A 16,073-nucleotide genomic window follows, 5' to 3' on the forward strand; every position below is an offset into this window, starting at 1 on the left:
TCGGTGGTGGTGTCGGGACCGAACGCCATGCGGATCTCCTGGGTCGAGGGGGTAGCACAGCCGTCGGGGCCGGGGGGGGGGGCCCCCCGGGGCGGCCCCGACGGCTGTGCTACCCCCTCGACCCAGGAGATCCGCATGGCGTTCGGTCCCGACACCACCACCGACGAGGTCCTCGCCGGCATCGACCTGACCGGGCGCACAGTGCTCGTCACGGGCGCGAGCGCCGGCCTCGGCGTCGAGACCGTGAAGGCGCTCGCGGGCGTCGGGGCGCGCGTGATCGGCGCGGTCCGTGACCGGGCCAAGGCCGAGAAGGTCCTCGCGGGCGTGCCGGTGGAGCTCGTCGACCTCGACCTCGCCGACCTCGACTCCGTGCGGTCCGGCGCGAAGGAGGTCCTGGCGCTGACCGACGCGCTGCACGTGCTGGTCAACAACGCCGGCGTCATGGCCTGCCCGCTGATGCGCACCGCCCAGGGCTTCGAGCTGCAGCTCGGCACCAACCACCTCGGCCACTTCCTGCTGACCCAGCTGCTCACCGACCTGCTCGTCGCGAGCGCGCCCGCGCGCATCGTCAACGTCAGCTCGCGGGGGCACCTGCGGGGCGGGATCCGCTGGCAGGACCCGCACTACGCGGACGAGTCGTCGTACGAGAAGTGGCGGGCCTACGCGCAGGCCAAGACCGCCAACGTGCTGTTCACCGTCGGCCTGGACAAGCGCCTCGCCGACCGGGGCGTGCACGCCCTCGCGCTGCACCCCGGCGTCATCATCACCGAGCTGTCGCGCCACCTCACCGAGGAGGACCTGACGCGGCTGGCGGCGAGCATGCCGACCGGCGCGCTGGTCCGCAAGGAGGTCTCCGCGGGCGCCGCGACCCAGGTCTGGGCGGCGACGTCACCGGAGCTCGAGGGCCGCGGCGGGCTCTACCTCGAGGACTGCCAGGTGGCCGGGCCGACGCCTGGCGACGGCAGCGGCGGCTACGCCGACTGGGCGATGAGCCCCGACGAGGCCGAGAAGCTCTGGCTCTGGTCCGAGGAGCAGATCGCCGAGGTCTCCTGACCCCGGCGATCCGCCCGGGCCCAGCCTCCCTCCCACTGCGTCATCAGGTCTCAGGAGAGGCCCACGCTCAGGAGTTATGACGCAAGGGGCGGGCGACGCACTGCGTCATCAGCTCTCAGGAGAGGCCCACGCTAAGGACTTATGACACAGCGCAGTGAGGGAGCGGTGGGTCAGGCGTCGTCGTCGGGCTTGACGAAGTCCACGATGCGGGGCGTGTCGGCCTCGACCGGGCCGACCTTCATCGAGCCGCCGGGGGACCCCAGCGGCCCGTCGCGACCGTCGAGCACCTCGACGAAGAAGGCCTTGTTGTCCGACAGGTCGTCCTTGCGGTCGTCGGGCAGCCGACGGTCGGGGTAGATCGCGTCGACCGGGCAGACCGGCTCGCAGGCGCCGCAGTCGATGCACTCCGACGGCTGGATGTAGAGCTTGCGGTCGCCCTCGTAGATGCAGTCGACGGGGCACTCCTCGATGCACGACATGTCCTTCACGTCGACGCACGAGGTGGTGATCACGTAGGTCATGCGGCGCTCACAGGGGTGCCCTCCAGCTGCTCCGTCGAGTGGCCAGGGAAGACCGTGGCCTCGGGGTCGATCACGGTAGCGGCGTTGTTGACCGCCGTCGCAGCCTCCCCGAAGCCGACGCTGATCAGGCGGACCTTGCCGGGGTACTCCGTGATGTCGCCGGCGGCGTAGACGCGCGGCAGGTTGGTCTGCATCCGGGTGTCGACGACGAGGTGACGGTCCGACGTCGCGAGGCCCCAGGACTCCAGCGCGCTGATGTCGGCGGTGAAGCCCAGCGCCGCCACGACGGCCTGCGCGGGCAGGTCGCGCGACTCCTTGGTCTTCACGTCGCGGACCGTCAGCGACTCGAGGAAGTCACCGCCATTGAGCGCCACCGGCGACACCGGCGTGACGACCTCGATGGAGGAGTCCTTGAGCAGCTTCACCGAGTGGGCGTGGGCGCGGAACTCGTCGCGGCGGTGCACCAGCGCCACCGAGCGGGCCACTCCCTCGAGGCCCAGCGCCCAGTCGACGGCGCTGTCGCCGCCACCCACCACGACGACGTCCTTGCCGGCGTAGGGCAGGTAGGTCGGGACGATGTACTCCAGACCGCGCCCCTCCCACAGGTCGGCGCCCGGCAGCGGGCGCGGGCTGAAGGTGCCGATCCCGCCGGTCACCACCACAGCCTTGGCACGTACGACGGTGCCGGACGCGAGCGTGATGGAGACGGCCGAGCCCTCGTCGGAGTAGCCGACCGCGGACTCCCCCAGCAGCCAGGTCGGCGCGAAGGGCGAGCACTGGTTGACGAGGTTCTCGACGAGGTCCTTGCCGCGCACCGCGGGGAAGCCCGCGATGTCGTAGATCATCTTCTCCGGGTAGAGCGCGGTGACCTGGCCGCCGGCCTCGGGCAGCGCGTCGACGATCGCGACGGACAGCCCCCGGAACCCGGCGTAGTAGGCGCCGTAGAGGCCCGACGGGCCTGCCCCCACCACGAGCACGTCGACCTCGACGCTCACGTTGTCACCCCTCCGCCAAACGAGAACACGTTGCAGTTCAGTGTCTCACGGCCCGCCGCCGCAGCCGCCGGGACCCGGGCCCGTCTCAGCCCGTGGACAGCGCCGCGAGTGCCGTCGCCACGAGCAGCCGCACGCCGACGCCGATGACCGCCTCGTCGACGTCGAAGCGCCCCTGGTGCAGGTCGAGCGCGCGCGACTCCCCGGGCGCCTTCACCCCGAGCCGCGCCATCGCCCCCGGCACGTCGTCGAGGTACCACGCGAAGTCCTCGCCGCCGAGCGACTGCAGGGTCGGGACCGCAGCGCCGGGGCCGAGCGCCGTGGTCGCCGCGGCGGTGAGCAACGCGACAGCCGACGGGTCGTTGACCACCGGCGGCACCCCGCGCTCGTAGCTGACGGTCGCCCGGGCGCCGTACGGCGAGACGAGCCCGTCGACGACGCGGCGGACGAGGTCGGGGGCGTCCGCCCAGGCCCCCTTGTCGAGCACCCGCAGCGTGCCGGCGAGCCGACCCTCGCGCGGGATCGCGTTGCGGGCCGTGCCTGCCGAGACGGTGCCCCAGACGACGCACATCCCGGCACGCGGGTCGACCAGGCGCGACAGCGCGTCGGGCAGCCCGGTCGCGACGGTGGCGAGAGCGTGGACGAGGTCGACGGTGTTGTGCGGCCGGCTGGTGTGACCGCCCGGCCCGGTGAGCACCACCTCGAGGGTGTCGGCGGCCGCGGTGATCGGGCCGCTCTTCAGGCCCACCCGCCCGACCTCGAGCGCCGGGTCGCAGTGCAGGCCGAAGACCGACGAGACACCGTCGAGGCAGCCCTCGGCGAGGACGTCGAGGGCGCCGCCGGGCATCAGCTCCTCGGCGGGCTGGAAGACCAGGCGGACCCGACCGGGCAGGTCCATCCCGGCAAGCACCAGCCCGGCGCCCAGCACGACCGCGGTGTGCACGTCGTGGCCGCAGGCGTGGCTCACACCGGGGACGTGCGAGCGGTAGGGCACGTCCTTCTCGTCCGGCAGCGGGAGCGCGTCGATGTCGGCCCGCAGCACGACGACCGGCCCGTCGGCGGGTCCGATGTCGCAGACCAGGCCGGTGCCGACCGCAAGGACCTTCGGCGACAGCCCCGCCGCGGCGAGCCGCTCGCACAGCGCGCGCGTCGTCTCGTGCTCGTGGCGACCGAGCTCGGGGCGCTGGTGCAGATGGCGCCGGAAGGCGACCAGCGAGGGCTCGTGCTCCGCGAGCCACGCCGCCGCGAGGTCCTTCACGGCAGCACCGGCCTGCCTGCGGCGAACTCCGCGAGCAGGCTGTCGACGACCGCGGTGAGGTCCCCGCCGTGGGCCGCCGCCACCGCGCGCTGGCGCTCGTAGCTCGCGCCGTGCTCCACGACCTCGAGGGCGTAGCCGAGCTCGTCGAGGCAGCCGAGCCGCTCCGCGGCCGGTCGCAGCTCGTGCACGAGGTCGGTCACGGCCTCACGCACCGGCATCGTGCGGTGGTCGTCGGCCACGATGATCTCCGCGTCCATGCCGTAGCGGGCGGCCCGCCACTTGTTCTCCTTCACGACCCAGCCCTTCGGAGTGGGCAGGGTGTAGCCCTTGTCGATCTCGCGGTCGAGGGTGTCGACGAGGCACTGGGAGATCGCCGCCACCATCGCGACCTCGCGAACAGTGGGCAGGCCGTCGCAGATCCGCAGCTCGACGGTGCCGAAGTCGGGGTGCGGGCGGATGTCCCACCACACCTCCTTGATGGAGCCGATCGTCCCGGTGGCGATCAGCGTCTCCATGTAGGACTCGAACTCCGGCCAGCCCGACAGCTGGTAGGGCAGACCCGCCGTCGGGAGGTTCTCGAAGACCTTCGAACGGCTCGACGCGAGCCCGGTGTCGGAGCCGACCCAGAAGGGGCTGCTCGCCGACAGCGCGAGCAGGTGCGGGATGTAGGCCGTCAGGGCGTTGACGATGGGGATGACCTTGTCGGGCGAGCGCACCCCGACGTGGACGTGGACGCCGAAGATCTGGAGGCGGCGGGCGAGCCACTGCATGTCGTCGATGAGCTTGGCGTAGCGCGGCGACGGGCTGATCTGCTGCGTCTGCCAGTCGGTCATCGGGTGCGTGCCCGAGCACATCAGCCCGAGCCCGCGCCGGTCGGCCGCGACCCGGACCTCCTCGACGGTGGCAGCCAGGTCGGCCACCGCCTCGGCGACGGTGGTGCACACGCCGGTGATGACCTCGACGGTCGACTCGAGCAGCTCGTGCTTGGCCTTCGGGTGCTCGGCGCCGGGCGCGAGTTCCTCGAGGATCTCCGACGCGCCGCTGCGCAGCTGGCGGGTCTCCCGGTCGACGAGCTCGAGCTCCCACTCCACGCCGAGGCTCGACGTCGGGGACGACTCGAAGGGGATCTGCACGTGGCCTCCAGGCTGGCGTCCACGACCCTACCCAGCAGGGACCTGGCCTGCCCGTGGCGAACCCCTCTCCCATGCGCACCACCCGACTCCTGCCCCTGGTCGCCGGCCTGCTCCTCACCGTCACCGCCATCCCCTCCGAGGCCGCGCCCCGCTTCGCCGGGTCGCCCGCCTGCGACACCCGCGCGAAGGTCGCCGGGCTCGACCTGCAGACCGCCACCGCCGCGGACCTGCAGGCCGCGATGCGCGCCGGCCGCCTCACCAGCGTGCGGCTCGTCGACGCCTACCTCGCCCGCATCAAGGCCTACGACGCCAAGACCAACAGCATCCGCGCCCTGCACCCGAAGGCCCGCGCCGAGGCCGCCCGTCTCGACGCCGAGCGCCGTGCGGGCAAGGTCCGCGGCCCGCTGCACGGCATCCCGCTGCTGCTCAAGGACAACATCGGCACCAAGGACCTGCCGACGACGGCCGGCTCCATCGCGCTCGAGGGGTCGGTGCCCTTCCAGGACTCGACCGTGGTCGCCCGCCTGCGCGCCGCGGGCGCGATCGTGCTCGGTAAGGCCAACCTGTCGGAGTGGGCCAACTGGGTGGACCTGTCGATGCCCAACGGCTACTCCAGCCTGGGCGGGCAGGTGCTGTCGGCGTACGACTTCGGCGACCCGCTCGGCTCGTCCTCGGGCTCCGGGGTCGCCGGCTCGATGGCCTTCGCCACCGGCACCTTCGGCTCGGAGACCTCCGGCTCGATCCTGTCGCCGGCGAGCGTCAACGGCCTGGTCGGCATCAAGCCGACCCGTGGCCTGGTCAGCCGCAGCGGCGTCATCCCGCTCGCCGAGGGCTTCGACACCGCCGGACCGATGACGCGCACCGTGGCCGACGCGGCCGCGCTGCTCACCGCCGTGGCCGGACCCGACGCCGCCGACAACGCGACCTCCGACGCACCGGCCGGCGTCGACTTCGCGGCCGCCGCCCGCACCGGCTCGCTCAACGGGGTCCGGCTCGGCTTCAGCGCGCAGCGCCGCGACGGCCTCGGGGGGCCAGCGCGCGAGGTCTACGACGCCGCCCTCGACACGCTGCGCGCCCAGGGCGCCGTGCTCGTCGAGACCGAGGAGCTCGAGGACCTCGGGCAGCTCGGCATCGCCGAGATCGGCCTGATCCCCAACGACTTCAAGGCTCACCTCGACGCCTACCTCACGACCGCGATCCCGACGCCCAAGAGCGGCGTGCGCAGCCTCGTCGACGTCGTCGCCTACAACCAGCAGTTCCCCGACAAGGTGAAGTACGGCCAGCGCCTGCTGATCGCGAGCGCGGCGCAGCCGGGCGTGCGCGAGCTCGCCCAGGCCGGGTCGCTCGGACTGCGGACCGCGATGGGCGAGGTCATCGACCGGGCGCTGGAAGCCGACGACCTCGACGCCGTCGTCGTGCACGGGCCGGCCTACGCCAACGTCGGGGCGTCGGCCGGCTACCCCACCGTCATCGTCCCCGCCGGGCTCGTCAACGACGAGGACCCGGTCGGCCTGTCCTTCCTGGGCAGCCGCTACGCCGACCGCGCGCTGGTCGGCTACGCGTCCGCCTACGAGCGGGCCAGCCGCAAGCGGGTCCCGCCGACCCGCGTCAACGACGAGATCATCCCCGGCTGCTGACCCCCTGCAGGGCGGGGACGAGCCGGCGGACGTGGTCGCTGTAGACCGCGTCGCAGCCGAGCGCGAGCAGGCGCTGCAGGCGGCGCGTCGACTGCACGTCCCACGCGAAAGCCAGCAGCCCGTGCTCGTGGACGTGGTCGACGAGCGCGCGGGTCCAGTGCCGGCGCCGCAGGTTGACCGCGGCTCCCCCACCGGTGCGGACCTGGTCGAGGAAGGCCGGCCAGCCGTGCTCGCGCACGTGCAGCCGGCGGGTGTCGCTCACCAGCCGCACGTCGGGGTCGAGCCCGCGCCAGGCGAGCGGCTCGAGGCCGCGGGCACACAGCCACAGCCGGGAGCGGTCGTGCCCCGCGGCCCGCGCGACGGCCAGGACGGCCTCGGCGGAGCGGCCGTCCTTGAGGTCGAGCGACAAGTCGAGGTCGACGCCGCAGGCGGCGTAGAGGTCGTCGAGCAGGGGCACGTACGACGGGAGCCGCGCCGCCGCCAGGCTGGTGATGGCCTGGCGCGCACCGCCCCGGCGCAGCCGCACGGCCGGCCCGTGGTGCAGCGCAGCGCGTCCGTCAGCGGTCAGCCAGACGTCGCTCTCGATGCCGGTGGCACCCAGCGAGACGGCGAGCCGGAAGGCCTCGAGGGTGTTCTCGCGGGCGTCCGCGCGGGCGCCGCGGTGCGCGAACCCCAGGGGTCGCTCGACCCGGCCGGCCTCCACCGCGCCAGCCTGTCACGCGCGGGCAGCGGGACCTACTCCTCGGGGGCCGGGCGCTGCGCTGGCGGGTCGTCGCTCCAGGAGGTCGTCAGCGACCGGGCGTGCTGGAAGCGGTCGACCTCGCCGAGGACGTTGCGCTTGCGGATCATCGGGACGGCCAGTGCGGCGGCGACCACGAGCAGCAGGGTCAGGACGAAGATCGTCTGCACAGCTCTCCAGGGTGACGGCCCCCCGTCGTCCCCCCCGACCCGGTCAGTCTAGAAGAACTCCTGCGGGGTGTAGACGCCCCAGACCTCGCGGAGCGCCCCGCAGACCTCCCCGACGGTGGCGAGCGAGCGCAGCGCCTCACGCAGCGGGTAGAGCACGTTGTCGCTGCCCTGAGCGGCGGCCTTGAGGTCCGCGAGTGCCTTGTCGACGGCACCGGAGTCGCGCCGCGCGCGCAGGTCGGCGAGCCGGGCCCGCTGGTCGTGCTCGATCTGCGGGTCGACCCGCAGCGGGTCGTAGCGCTCCTCGGACGCCGCCTGGTAGCGGTTGAGCCCGACGACGACGCGCTCGCCGGAGTCGATGCCCATGGCGACGTCGTACGCGCTCTTCTCGATCTCGCTCTTCTGGTAGCCGCGCTCGATCGCCGCGACCGCCCCGCCGAGGTCCTCGACCTGCGCCATCAGCGCGCGGGCACCGGCCTCGACCTCGTCGGTCATCGCCTCGACGACGTAGGAGCCGGCGAACGGGTCGACGGTCGCGGTGACGTCGGTCTCGTAGGCGAGCACCTGCTGGGTGCGCAGCGCCAGCGTCGCGGCCTTCACCGTCGGGAGCGCGATCGCCTCGTCGAAGGAGTTGGTGTGCAGCGACTGGGTCCCGCCGAGGACCGCGGCGAGGCCCTGGATCGCGACCCGCACGAGGTTGACCTCGGGCTGCTGCGCGGTGAGCTGCACGCCGGCGGTCTGGGTGTGGAAGCGCAGCATCAGCGACTTCGGGTCCTTGGCGCCGAACTCGTCACGCATGACCTGGGCCCAGATGCGACGGGCCGCGCGGAACTTCGCGACCTCCTCGAGCAGGGTCGTGCGCGAGACGAAGAAGAAGGCGAGTCGGGGCGCGAAGTCGTCGACGTCCTGGCCCGACGCGACAGCCGCCCGGACGTACTCGATGCCGTTGGCGAGGGTGAAGGCGATCTCCTGCGTGGGCGTCGCCCCGGCCTCGGCCATGTGGTAGCCGGAGATCGAGATGGTGTTCCACTTCGGGATCTCGGTGCGGCAGTAGCTGAAGATGTCGGTGATGAGCCGCAGCGACTGCTGCGGCGGGTAGATGTAGGTCCCGCGGGCGATGTACTCCTTGAGCACGTCGTTCTGGATGGTGCCGGTGATCGCGGTGCTCGCGACGCCGTTCTCCTCCGCGACCAGCTGGTACATCAGCAGCAGGACGGCCGCCGGGGCGTTGATGGTCATCGAGGTGCTGACCTCGCCGAGCGGGATCGCGTCGAACAGCACCCGCATGTCCTCGAGCGAGTCGATCGCGACGCCGACCTTGCCGACCTCCCCGGAGGCCACCGGGTCGTCGGAGTCGTAGCCCATCTGGGTCGGCAGGTCGAAGGCCACCGACAGGCCGCCGGTGCCCTGCGCCACGAGGTGGCGGTAGCGCTCGTTGGACTCCTTCGCGGTGCCGAAACCGGCGTACTGCCGCATGGTCCAGGGGCGCCCGGTGTACATCGACGGGTAGACGCCACGCGTGTAGGGGAAGTCGCCGGGGGCGCCGAGCCGGTCGGGCAGGCCGGGTGCGACGTCCTCCGGCCCGTAGAGGGGCTTGATCTCGAAGCCGGACTCGGACTGACGCGCCATGACGTGGCTCTCCTCACTCGGACCCTGCGCGGATGCTAGGCCGCGGCCCGCACGGGGTAGGGGGCAGGGGTGGACACCACTGACCGCACGGTCGGCGGGCGCTACCGGCTGCTCGAGCCGCTGGGCTCCGGCGGCATGGGCACCGTCTGGCGCGCGCAGGACCTCGTGCTCGACCGCGAGGTCGCCGTCAAGGAGGTCGCGCCGCCGCACGGGGTGAGCGACGACGAGCGCGACGTGCTGCGCGAGCGCACCCGCCGCGAGGCCCGCTCCGCCGCCCAGCTCGACCACCCCAGCGCCGTCACCGTCTACGACGTGGTCGAGGACGACGACCGGCCCTACCTCGTGATGGAGCTCGTCGAGGCGCGCACCCTGTCCGACGTCGTGCGCACCGACGGACCGCTCAGCCCGCGGCGCACCGCCGAGGTCGGGCTGGCCGTGCTCGGGGCGCTGCAGGCCGCCCACGCGGTCGGGATCGTGCACCGCGACGTGAAGCCCGGCAACGTGCTCGTCCGCGACGACGGCCGGGTCGTGCTCACCGACTTCGGGATCGCGACCTCGACCGGTGACTCCTCCATCACCCACACCGGGCTGATCCTCGGCTCGCCGTCCTACATCGCCCCCGAGCGCGCCCGCGGGCAGGCCCCGGGCCCGGAGTCCGACCTGTGGTCGCTCGGGGCGACGCTGTTCACCGCGGTCGAGGGCCGCCCGCCCTTCGACGGCGGCGAGCCCCTGCTGACCGTGACGGCCGTCGTCACGGGCGACCACGCCCCCTTCGTCGCCGCAGGACCGCTGCGCGAGGTCCTCGAGGGGCTGCTGGAGAAGGACCCCGCGCTCCGCCTGGACGCGGCCGCGGCGACCGCGGCCCTGACCGCCGTCGCGCAGGGCAGCGACGCCACCCTGCTCGCCCAGCCGCAGCCGGCCGCCGAGCGACGCACCGAGGGCACCCAGGCCCTGCCCCTGGTCGACGTCCGCGCCGCCGCGGCCCGTCCCCGCCGCGGCCGGGCCCGGGTCGCCGGGCCGGCCCTGCTGCTCGTCACCGCCCTCGCCGCCGGCGGCACCTACGCGCTGACCCGGGACGACAGCGGCGCCCCCGGCACCGGGGCCGAGGGCGTCACCGTCCCGGCGGACTGGGCGACCCACACCGAGCCGGGCGCCGGCTGGTCGGTGCGCCACCCGAAGGGCTGGGTCGTGAGCGAGCGCAGAGGGCTGCGCCAGATCCGCGACGAGTCGCGCCGCTGGACCCTGCGCGTCGACACCACCGACACGCCGGGCACCGACCCCGCGGCCGCGTGGGAGCAGCAGGAGATCGGCTTCCGGCGGGCCTTCCCGTCGTACTCCCGGGTCCGGATCGAGCCGGTGGACTACCGGGGCTGGGACGCCGCCGACTGGGAGTTCACGTTCCGCGACGGCGGCGCGGACCTGCGCACCCTCGACCGGGGCTTCGTCGTCGACGGCACCGGCTACGCGCTCTACTGGCAGACCGGCGCCGCGGACTTCGCCGCCAGCCTGCCGACGTTCGAGCGGATCGCCGCGTCGTTCCGGCCGGCGTGACCGATCCCACACGCCTCGGGGTGCCGCTCCGTTTCCCCGTCGTTAGCATCGGTCCATGGCCAAGGCACCCGCAGGCACCCTCTACCGGGGGCGCGAGGGGATGTGGTCCTGGGTCGCGCACCGCGTCACCGGCGTCCTCATCTTCTTCTTCCTCTTCGCCCACGTGCTCGACACCGCGCTGGTGCGGGTCTCCCCCGACGCCTACGACCGCATCATGGACACCTACAAGACGCCGATCGTCAACCTCATGGAGGTCGGTCTCGTCGGCGCGGTGCTCTACCACGCGCTCAACGGCCTGCGCGTGATGGCGATCGACTTCTGGGAGAAGGGTCCGCGCTACCAGAAGCAGATGACCTACGCCGTGGTCGGCACGGTCACGTTCGTGATGATCCCCGGGACCTACTACATGGTGAAGCACACGGTCGAGGCCATGTTCGGGTCGCCGTCATGACCGCCACCGCCGAGACGCCCGTCGTGATCGAGGCCCCTCGCCCGCGCCGCCGGCGGCCGGTGCGCAAGGGCTCAGGCACCAACTTCGAGATGTACAGCTGGATCTTCATGCGGATGTCCGGGCTGCTGCTCGTCGTCCTCGTGCTCGGCCACCTGCTGATCATGAACATCCTCGACGGAGGCGTGCAGCGCATCAACTTCAGCTTCGTCGCGGGCCGCTGGGCGTCGCCGTTCTGGCGCACCTGGGACCTCGCGCAGCTGTGGCTCGCGATGCTGCACGGCACCAACGGCCTGCGCGTCATCATCAACGACTACGCCGAGCGCGACACCACGCGCTTCTGGCTGAAGATGCTCCTCTACGTCTCGAGCTTCCTCATCCTGCTGCTCGGCACCGTCGTCATCTTCACCTTCGACCCGACCATCAGCTAGGAGCATCGACCGATGGTGCAGGTCCACAAGTACGACACGGTCATCGTCGGCGCGGGCGGGGCGGGCATGCGCGCCGCGCTCGAGGCGGGGAAGCGGTCCAAGACCGCCGTGCTCACCAAGCTCTACCCGACGCGCTCCCACACCGGCGCGGCCCAGGGCGGCATGTGCGCCGCCCTCGCCAACGTCGAGGAGGACAACTGGGAGTGGCACACCTTCGACACCGTCAAGGGCGGCGACTACCTCGTCGACCAGGACGCCGCCGAGGTGATGTGCAAGGAGGCCATCGACGCGGTCCTCGACCTCGAGAAGATGGGCCTGCCCTTCAACCGCACCCCTGAGGGCCGCATCGACCAGCGCCGCTTCGGCGGGCACACCCGCAACCACGGCGAGGCGGCCGTGCGCCGGTCCTGCTTCGCGGCGGACCGCACCGGCCACATGATCCTCCAGACGCTCTACCAGCAGTGCGTCAAGGAGGAGATCGACTTCTTCAACGAGTTCTACGTCCTCGACCTCGTCCTCAACGAGGGCCGCACCGCCGGCGTCGTCGCCTACGAGCTCGCGACCGGCGAGATCCACGTCTTCCAGGCCAAGTCGGTGCTCTTCGCGAGCGGCGGCTTCGGCAAGGTCTTCAAGGTCACGTCCAACGCGCACACCCTCACCGGCGACGGCATGGGCATCGTCTTGCGCAAGGGCCTGCCGCTCGAGGACATGGAGTTCTACCAGTTCCACCCGACGGGCATCTGGAAGATGGGCATCCTGCTCACCGAGGGTGCCCGCGGCGAGGGCGGCATCCTGCGCAACAAGGACGGCGAGCGCTTCATGGAGCGCTACGCCCCCACCATCAAGGACCTCGCGCCGCGCGACATGGTCGCCCGCGCCATCTACACCGAGATCCGGCAGGGCCGTGGCTGCGGGCCGGCGGGCGACCACGTCTTCCTGGACCTGACGCACCTGCCGCCGGAGCAGCTCGACGCCAAGCTCCCGGACATCACGGAGTTCGCGCGCACCTACCTCGGCATCGAGCCCTACACCGACCCGATCCCGATCCAGCCCACGGCCCACTACGCGATGGGTGGCGTGCCGACCAACGTCGACGCGCAGGTGCTGCGCAACAACACCGACGTCGTCCCGGGCCTGTTCGCCGCCGGCGAGGTCGCGTGCGTGTCGGTCCACGGCGCCAACCGCCTCGGCACCAACTCGCTGCTCGACATCAACGTCTTCGGCCGGCGCGGGGGCATCTCCGCCGCCGACTACGCCACGACGCACGACTACGTCGAGCTGCCGGAGTCCCCGGAGCGCGACGTCGTCGCGATGCTCGCGAAGCTCCAGGACGGCAGCGGCACCGAGACCGTCGCCGACATCCGCAAGGCGCTGCAGGAGTCGATGGACACCAACGCGTCGGTCTACCGCACCGAGGCGACCCTCAAGCAGGCCGAGCTCGACATCGCGGCGCTCAAGGACCGCTACACCCGGGTCGGCGTCTCCGACCGCGGCAAGCGCTACAACACCGAGCTCCTCGAGGCCGTCGAGCTGGGCTTCCTGCTCGACCTCGCCGAGGTCCTCGTGGTCTCCGCCAAGGCCCGTAACGAGTCGCGCGGCGGCCACTTCCGCGAGGACTACCCGCACCGCGACGACGTCAACTTCATGCGCCACACGATGGCGTACCAGGAGGGATCCGAGATCCGCCTGGACTACAAGCCGGTCGTCCAGACCCGCTACATGCCGATGGAGCGCAAGTACTGATGACTGCCGTCACCGACCTCGCTCCGCCGCCCGCCGTGATCGACGGGCACCCGAGGACCATCGTCGTGAAGGTCCGCCGCTTCGACCCCGAGGTCGACCCGGAGGCCAACTGGCAGTCCTTCGAGGTTCCTGTCGAGAAGGGTGACCGCCTGCTCGACGCCCTGCACCACATCAAGTGGTACCAGGACGGCTCGCTGACCTTCCGCCGCTCCTGCGCGCACGGCGTCTGCGGCTCCGACGCGATGCGCATCAACGGCGTCAACCGACTGGCGTGCAAGGTGCTGGTCAAGGACCTGGTCCGCGCCGACGGCGGAGAGGTCCTGGTCGAGCCCATCAAGGGGCTGCCGGTCCTCAAGGACCTCGTCGTCGACATGGAGCCGTTCTTCGAGGCGTTCCGCTCGATCAAGCCCTTCCTCATCGCCGACGACCGCGAGCCCACCCGCGAGCGCCTGCAGAGCGCCGAGGACCGCGCGCGCTTCGACGACACCACCAAGTGCATCATGTGCGCCGCCTGCACCACGTCGTGCCCGGTCTTCTGGAACGACGAGAGCTACTTCGGCCCGCAGGCCATCGTCATGGCCCACCGCTTCATCTTCGACAGCCGCGACACCGGGGCCGACGAGCGGCTGGAGATCCTCAACGAGAAGGAGGGCGTCTGGCGCTGCCGGACGACCTTCAACTGCACCGACGCCTGCCCGCGCGGCATCGAGGTCACCAAGGCGATCCAGGAGGTCAAGCGCGCCTTGATCTTCCGCCGCGTCTGACGGGACACGCCCGCGCCTGCGAACCGGACGAAACACCCTCCGGTAGCCTCGTCGGCACCATGCGGACCCCCCGACGCCTACGGGCGGCCCTGCCTGCTGCCGCGGTCCTGGGCGCGCTGCTGCTGGGCGTGACCCCTGCCGCTGCCGAGACCGCAGACGCGATCGGCGGCCCGCTGATGGCCGCGCAGGGCACCGCGGTCACCCCCGGTGCCCCCGCCTTCCCCACCGGCATCACCGCCCAGGGCTGGCTGGTCGCCGACCTCGACAGCGGCGACGTGCTCGCCGCCCACGACGCCCACGGGCGCTACGCCCCGGCCAGCACCCTCAAGACGCTCACCGCGGTCACGCTCATCCCGCGCATCGACCCGGGCCGCCGGATCGTCCCGACCTTCGACGACGTCAACGTCGAGGGCAGCAAGGTCGGCCTCGTCGACCGGGTGGCCTACCCCGCCACCGAGCTGTTCGAGGCGCTGCTGATGGTGTCGGGCAACGACGCCGCCAACGCCCTCGCGACGGCCGCCGGCGGCTACTCCGTCACGGCCGCACTCATGAACGACGAGGCGCGCCGCCTGCAGGCCCTCGACACCCATGCCGTCAACGCGAGCGGCCTCGACGCCGACGGCCAGCTGACCTCGGCGTACGACCTCGCCCTGATCGCCCGTGAGGGCATGTCGATCCCGGCCTTCGCGCGCTACGTCGCGACCCGGAAGTCCTCGGTGAGCGGCCCCGGCGGCAAGCGCATCGAGACCTACACGAAGAACAAGCTGATCAGGAACTACGACGGCGCGCTCGGCATCAAGAACGGCTACACCGTGAAGGCGCGGGCCAGCTTCGTCGGGGCGGCCGAGCGCGACGGCCGACGGCTCGTCGTCACGCTGCTCAAGGCCGACCCGCGGGTCTGGGCGGAGGCTGCGGCCCTGCTCGACTGGGGCTTCGCGGCGAGCGCCGCGGGGCTGCCACCGGTGGGCGAGCTCGTCGACCCGGTCCTGCCGGAGAAGCCCGCGGACGGCGGCGACCGGGCGCGCGCGACCTTCGCGAGCACCGAGCGACCGACCGCGCCCCCCGACGGGTCGTCCCTGCCGCTCGCAGCGAGCGCCGCGGGTGCGGTCCTGCTGAGCGGCTTGGTCGCGCGTCGCCGCACCCGGCGGCGCTCGCGCAGCCGCTACCGCCTCGACCTGCCGCTCTGATCCCGCGTCATCCCTCACCGTGCAGTACGAAGCCGCACCGCGGGCCGGACGCCTGGGCCAGCCGTCGGTCGAGCGTGGCGAGGTCCGCCCCGAGCAGCTCCGCGACCGCGACGTAGCAGGCGTCGTACGCCGTGACGTTCGCCCGCAGCTCCCATACCCGTGCGGCCGTCGACGGGTAGGGGAACAGGTCTACTCGCAGGGCGAGGAGCTCCTCGTGCGCCAGCGACGCCACGGCGGCGGGCACGTCGCCTGACAGCGCAGCGCGTCGGAGCACGTTGGCAGCCTCGACCTGCATGACGTGCGGTGCAGCCAGCCCACCGCCGGCCAGGAGGTCCTCAGCCCAGGCTCCGGTCGGCCCGGAGTCCAGCAGCGCGGCGACCACCACAGACGCGTCGACGACGAGGGTCACGTCCGGTCGGCGTCGCGGTGCTCGAGGATCGTCGCCACGTCGATCCCACCGCCCGTGGCGAGCTTGCGCGCGCGCAAGCGCGCGACCCACACCTCAGGGTCGGGCGTCTCAGCCAGCGCGACCAGATGCCCGCGCAGGTACTCCTGGAGCGAGCGTCCCGTCAGGGCAGCGCGTGCCGAGAGCTCCGCGCTCGTGGCGTCTGGGACATCCCTGATCGTGATCGACTTCGCCATGCTGTCATTGTGCGGGCTGTGCTGCTGATCTGCAAGCACCCGTTAACGACGTGCCAGCCGGCGCAGGGTGCCTAGGGCGTGGGCGAGAACCACCAGCAGGAGTACGCCGAGGGCGCCCGCGCCGGCGCTCGCGGCGGTGCGGACGGCCTGCTGCGCCGCGGGCGACGGCCCGGCGGAG

General features: G+C 72.4%; 17 protein-coding genes. 8 read left to right on the top strand and 9 right to left on the bottom strand.

The window, feature by feature from the left end; translation table 11 throughout:
- Nucleotides 1–135: 135 nt before the first annotated feature.
- The gene (locus Q8R60_17125; protein MDP3714198.1) at nt 136–1,053 is read left to right on the top strand and encodes an SDR family NAD(P)-dependent oxidoreductase; all 918 of its coding nucleotides are present in this window, start codon (nt 136–138) and stop codon (nt 1,051–1,053) included.
- A gap of 170 nt (nt 1,054–1,223) precedes the next feature.
- Here the strand turns inward: Q8R60_17125 and Q8R60_17130 are convergent, their stop codons facing one another.
- From Q8R60_17130 to Q8R60_17145, 4 genes are all read right to left on the bottom strand, one after another.
- Nucleotides 1,224–1,574 carry a ferredoxin family protein gene (locus Q8R60_17130; protein MDP3714199.1) on the bottom strand — a complete coding sequence of 117 codons (351 nt, stop codon included), beginning with the start codon at nt 1,572–1,574 and terminating at the stop codon, nt 1,224–1,226.
- A complete protein-coding gene (locus tag Q8R60_17135; GenBank protein ID MDP3714200.1) occupies nt 1,571–2,569 on the bottom strand; it encodes an NAD(P)/FAD-dependent oxidoreductase in 999 nt (332 codons plus the stop codon). The genes Q8R60_17130 and Q8R60_17135 overlap by 4 nt, the downstream gene beginning before the upstream one ends.
- Nucleotides 2,570–2,654: 85 nt before the next feature.
- Complete coding sequence (locus tag Q8R60_17140) at nt 2,655–3,824, bottom strand: amidohydrolase (protein MDP3714201.1); 1,170 nt, start codon at nt 3,822–3,824, stop codon at nt 2,655–2,657.
- Entirely contained in the window at nt 3,821–4,957 is a 1,137-nt protein-coding gene (locus Q8R60_17145; protein ID MDP3714202.1) for a glutamate--cysteine ligase, read from the bottom strand. Before Q8R60_17145 ends, Q8R60_17140 begins: the two co-directional genes overlap by 4 nt.
- A gap of 71 nt (nt 4,958–5,028) precedes the next feature.
- Here Q8R60_17145 and Q8R60_17150 point away from each other — a divergent pair, with 71 nt between their 5' ends.
- Complete coding sequence (locus Q8R60_17150; protein MDP3714203.1) at nt 5,029–6,594, top strand: amidase family protein; 1,566 nt, start codon at nt 5,029–5,031, stop codon at nt 6,592–6,594.
- Here the strand turns inward: Q8R60_17150 and Q8R60_17155 are convergent.
- The 3 genes from Q8R60_17155 to Q8R60_17165 are packed head-to-tail and all read right to left on the bottom strand — an operon-like array spanning nt 6,578 to nt 9,129.
- On the bottom strand, nt 6,578–7,297 hold the full coding sequence (locus Q8R60_17155) for a glycerophosphodiester phosphodiesterase (protein ID MDP3714204.1): 720 nt from the start codon (nt 7,295–7,297) through the stop codon (nt 6,578–6,580). The two genes, Q8R60_17150 and Q8R60_17155, sit on opposite strands and share 17 nt — an antisense overlap.
- 32 nt (nt 7,298–7,329) lie before the next feature.
- Nucleotides 7,330–7,503, bottom strand: coding sequence for a hypothetical protein (locus Q8R60_17160; GenBank protein ID MDP3714205.1), 174 nt, complete (start codon nt 7,501–7,503; stop codon nt 7,330–7,332).
- A gap of 48 nt (nt 7,504–7,551) precedes the next feature.
- Nucleotides 7,552–9,129, bottom strand: a complete 1,578-nt coding sequence (locus tag Q8R60_17165; GenBank protein MDP3714206.1) for a methylmalonyl-CoA mutase family protein — start codon at nt 9,127–9,129, stop codon at nt 7,552–7,554.
- A 69-nt stretch (nt 9,130–9,198) separates the two neighbouring features.
- Between Q8R60_17165 and Q8R60_17170 the strand changes: the two genes are divergently transcribed.
- Genes Q8R60_17170 through Q8R60_17195 form a run of 6 tightly spaced genes read left to right on the top strand, consistent with a single transcriptional unit; the run spans nt 9,199 to nt 15,253 of the window.
- On the top strand, nt 9,199–10,680 hold the full coding sequence (locus tag Q8R60_17170; GenBank protein MDP3714207.1) for a serine/threonine-protein kinase: 1,482 nt from the start codon (nt 9,199–9,201) through the stop codon (nt 10,678–10,680).
- A gap of 55 nt (nt 10,681–10,735) precedes the next feature.
- Nucleotides 10,736–11,131: a succinate dehydrogenase, cytochrome b556 subunit gene (gene sdhC / locus Q8R60_17175; GenBank protein MDP3714208.1), complete on the top strand. Its 396-nt coding sequence runs from the start codon at nt 10,736–10,738 to the stop codon at nt 11,129–11,131.
- Nucleotides 11,128–11,559, top strand: a complete 432-nt coding sequence (locus Q8R60_17180) for a succinate dehydrogenase hydrophobic membrane anchor subunit (GenBank protein MDP3714209.1) — start codon at nt 11,128–11,130, stop codon at nt 11,557–11,559. The genes sdhC and Q8R60_17180 overlap by 4 nt, the downstream gene beginning before the upstream one ends.
- 12 nt (nt 11,560–11,571) lie before the next feature.
- Nucleotides 11,572–13,302 carry a succinate dehydrogenase flavoprotein subunit gene (gene sdhA, locus Q8R60_17185; GenBank protein MDP3714210.1) on the top strand — a complete coding sequence of 577 codons (1,731 nt, stop codon included), beginning with the start codon at nt 11,572–11,574 and terminating at the stop codon, nt 13,300–13,302.
- Nucleotides 13,302–14,066 (top strand): succinate dehydrogenase iron-sulfur subunit, encoded by a 765-nt coding sequence (locus Q8R60_17190; protein ID MDP3714211.1) that lies wholly within the window; start codon nt 13,302–13,304, stop codon nt 14,064–14,066. Before sdhA ends, Q8R60_17190 begins: the two co-directional genes overlap by 1 nt.
- A 59-nt stretch (nt 14,067–14,125) precedes the next feature.
- Nucleotides 14,126–15,253: a hypothetical protein gene (locus Q8R60_17195; protein ID MDP3714212.1), complete on the top strand. Its 1,128-nt coding sequence runs from the start codon at nt 14,126–14,128 to the stop codon at nt 15,251–15,253.
- A 7-nt stretch (nt 15,254–15,260) separates the two neighbouring features.
- On the opposite strand, the gene Q8R60_17200 is transcribed toward Q8R60_17195, so the two are convergent.
- Both Q8R60_17200 and Q8R60_17205 read right to left on the bottom strand, forming a co-directional pair.
- Nucleotides 15,261–15,662 (bottom strand): type II toxin-antitoxin system VapC family toxin, encoded by a 402-nt coding sequence (locus tag Q8R60_17200; GenBank protein MDP3714213.1) that lies wholly within the window; start codon nt 15,660–15,662, stop codon nt 15,261–15,263.
- Nucleotides 15,659–15,895: a hypothetical protein gene (locus Q8R60_17205; protein ID MDP3714214.1), complete on the bottom strand. Its 237-nt coding sequence runs from the start codon at nt 15,893–15,895 to the stop codon at nt 15,659–15,661. Before Q8R60_17205 ends, Q8R60_17200 begins: the two co-directional genes overlap by 4 nt.
- Nucleotides 15,896–16,073 lie beyond the last annotated feature (178 nt).

It is taken from the genome of Mycobacteriales bacterium (genome assembly GCA_030697205.1).
GTDB lineage: Bacteria > Actinomycetota > Actinomycetes > Mycobacteriales > SCTD01 > JAUYQP01.

What these genes read in the sequence shown, in the direction of transcription:
- Q8R60_17125 (MDP3714198.1), top strand. Translation starts at nt 136, where the DNA reads ATGGCGTTCGGTCCCGACACCACCACCGACGAGGTCCTCGCCGGCATC.
- Q8R60_17130 (MDP3714199.1), bottom strand. Translation starts at nt 1,574, where the DNA reads ATGACCTACGTGATCACCACCTCGTGCGTCGACGTGAAGGACATGTCG.
- Q8R60_17150 (MDP3714203.1), top strand. Translation starts at nt 5,029, where the DNA reads ATGCGCACCACCCGACTCCTGCCCCTGGTCGCCGGCCTGCTCCTCACC.
- Q8R60_17165 (MDP3714206.1), bottom strand. Translation starts at nt 9,129, where the DNA reads ATGGCGCGTCAGTCCGAGTCCGGCTTCGAGATCAAGCCCCTCTACGGG.
- sdhC (MDP3714208.1), top strand. Translation starts at nt 10,736, where the DNA reads ATGGCCAAGGCACCCGCAGGCACCCTCTACCGGGGGCGCGAGGGGATG.
- Q8R60_17180 (MDP3714209.1), top strand. Translation starts at nt 11,128, where the DNA reads ATGACCGCCACCGCCGAGACGCCCGTCGTGATCGAGGCCCCTCGCCCG.
- sdhA (MDP3714210.1), top strand. Translation starts at nt 11,572, where the DNA reads ATGGTGCAGGTCCACAAGTACGACACGGTCATCGTCGGCGCGGGCGGG.
- Q8R60_17190 (MDP3714211.1), top strand. Translation starts at nt 13,302, where the DNA reads ATGACTGCCGTCACCGACCTCGCTCCGCCGCCCGCCGTGATCGACGGG.
- Q8R60_17195 (MDP3714212.1), top strand. Translation starts at nt 14,126, where the DNA reads ATGCGGACCCCCCGACGCCTACGGGCGGCCCTGCCTGCTGCCGCGGTC.
- Q8R60_17205 (MDP3714214.1), bottom strand. Translation starts at nt 15,895, where the DNA reads ATGGCGAAGTCGATCACGATCAGGGATGTCCCAGACGCCACGAGCGCG.